At 27.8% G+C, this 2,486-nt stretch carries 3 protein-coding genes; 2 read left to right on the forward strand and 1 reads right to left on the reverse strand.

The window, feature by feature from the left end; translation table 11 throughout:
* A partial coding sequence (locus tag M6G78_RS10230) for a hypothetical protein (protein WP_371922844.1) occupies positions 1–88 on the forward strand: 88 nt, incomplete at its 5' end.
* Between the two features lie 73 nt (positions 89–161).
* On the opposite strand, the gene M6G78_RS10235 is transcribed toward M6G78_RS10230, so the two are convergent.
* Positions 162–986: a putative RNA methyltransferase gene (locus M6G78_RS10235; RefSeq protein WP_138269754.1), complete on the reverse strand. Its 825-nt coding sequence runs from the start codon at positions 984–986 to the stop codon at positions 162–164.
* Between the two features lie 214 nt (positions 987–1,200).
* On the opposite strand from M6G78_RS10235, the gene M6G78_RS10240 reads away from it, so the two are divergent.
* Positions 1,201–2,196, forward strand: coding sequence for a LacI family DNA-binding transcriptional regulator (locus M6G78_RS10240; RefSeq protein WP_138269753.1), 996 nt, complete (start codon positions 1,201–1,203; stop codon positions 2,194–2,196).
* Positions 2,197–2,486 lie beyond the last annotated feature (290 nt).

Genomic DNA, 2,486 nt, shown 5'->3' on the forward strand with positions numbered 1-2,486 from the left:
AATCGCTATCGAAGAAGGATTAAGATTCGCTATCAGAGAAGGTGGTAGAACAGTAGGTTCAGGAGTTGTTGCTGAAATCGTTGAATAATTTTAGTAAATGATAAATAAAAAAGAACATCTTTATTGATGTTCTTTTTTTATAAAAAATTTTCAATTTCTTCTTATCTTATTTTTCCAATTAATGCGGTAGCGGAAATAGTTATTTCATTTACATTATTATAATCAAATTTACTTTTATCAATATCAAACAATAACGGTGTCATATCTAAGAAAGATTTTAAATTATCTATGGAAATTGTTTTTGTTTGATTAAGTTCTTTCATATCCAATAATGTACAATGTTCTTTAAAACAATCAATTACTTCTTTATTATCGTATTGTTCATGTTTTAATGAGTCTTTAACAATATGTCTTAATTCTTTTAAATGAGAAAGACCCGGAATTATTTTTATTATAATACCATCTTTCTTTAATACTCTTTTAAATTCGGGATAATTTGCCGGTGTGTATATATTTAACATACAGTCAATAGAATTATCCTTTAGTGGGATAGATTGTATGTCTGAAACAAAAAAACAAATATTATTCATGCCTCTTGCTGCAACATTAATAGCATCTTTAGATAAATCAAAAGCAAAAAAATCTATGTTTTCATTATATAATTTTTTGACATAGAAACCTTCTCCGCATCCGGCATCAATAACTGTGTCAGGTTTAAAAGTGTTTATATAAGATTGGATATAATCGCATATGTGGTCATAGTATCCTTGGTTTAATATAATGTTCCTATTTTCAAAGAAACTCTTGTCATAACCCTTTTGAGGCTTTCTATTTGATAAAAAATTAATATATCCTTTTTTTGCAATATCAAAACAGTGATTATTTTGACATTTTAATGTGTTATTTTCAATATGCATTTCATTTTTACATATTGGACACATGAAATAATTTTCAACATGTTTAAACTTTAAATTGCTATTTTTCATATTTTCTCTCTTTTTTTTAATTTCTTATATAAAATTATATAAAAATTTTCAATATTTTCAATCAACTTTATATTTATATGTAGTTTTTTTTTAATTATTTTTATTAAAAAATCATAATTAATTGAAAATAATTACATGATGTGGTAGAATAATTTAAACTTTTACATGGCAATGAAGTTTATAATGACAGATGTAATAATATGGAGGTGCTACATTGAGCGCAAAAATTAAAGATGTTGCAAAGAAAGCAAACGTTTCTATAGCTACCGTATCGCGTGTAATAAATAATGTACCTTTGGTAAATGAAGAAACAAAAGACAGGGTTTTACAAGCAATAAAAGAAACAGGATACAGACCAAATGCCATAGCTAGAAGTTTAAAATTGCAAAAAACCGAAACTGTTGGTGTTGTTATACATGATATTACAATACCTTATTATGCTCAAATGGCCAGAGGTGTACAAGATATAAGTATGCAAAGCGGGTATAATGCCATAATTTGCAATAGCGATGCAGATAGCAAAAAAGAAGAAGAATTTATGGATTTGTTTTATCAAAAACAGTGTGATGGAATTATTTTTGCGGGTAGGGAACTGGATGATGTTGTTAAAAGAAAATTTGAATATATGAATATGCCTGTAATATTATGTGGTGTTGAAGACCCTGCGGGAAAATATTCAAGTGTCATCAATGATTATAATCAAGGTATATATGCACTAATGGAATATATTAAAGGAAAAGGACATAATACTCTTGGATTAATACATGGCGATAAAAATAGGGATTATAATGCTAAAAAGAATGAAGAAGTTATTTTTTCAACATCAAAAATGCTTGGAATGAAAATAGAAAAAAACAAGATTTATGAAAATGCCTTTACGATGAAAGGTGGATATTTAGCTATGCAGGAAATGTTAAAAGGAACTCTTCCTGATGTAGTTATATGTGGTAATGATGAAATGGCTCTTGGTGCAATAAAAGCTATTGAAGAATCAGGAAAGAAAGTACCTGATGATGTAAGTATTGCAAGTTTAAATTCTTGCGAAGTAGGAAGGTGGATTAACCCAACTCTTACAAGCATAAATCACTATATGTATGATGTAGGGGCAATAAGTGCAAGACTTCTTGTTAAATTGCTTGAAGGTGAGGATTTGAAAGAGAAAAAAATAATAGTATCACATAGTATAATAGAAGGTGAATCTGTAAAGTAATTGAAATACTCTAAGGGCTGTTTTTACAGTCTTTTTTTTATTTTTTATAAAAAAAGTAAAAAAAACTGCAAAAAACTGTAAAAAAGGTATTGACATAGTGTAGATAAAGTGATAATATAACAAAGCTGTTTCAAGCGGATAGCTGGATAAGCATACGAGAAGAAGTCAATGAAAAAAATGACAAAAAAAGTTAAAAAAGTAGTTGACAAGAGATTGAGTATGTGGTATTATAATTCAGCTGACTCTGAAAGAGGCGGCGAGATAATAAGACAAAAGAATAAAAGAGAAAA

This window comes from Anaerofustis sp. NSJ-163 (assembly GCF_024135845.1).
In the GTDB taxonomy this organism is placed as follows: Bacteria; Bacillota; Clostridia; order Eubacteriales; family Anaerofustaceae; genus Anaerofustis; species Anaerofustis butyriciformans.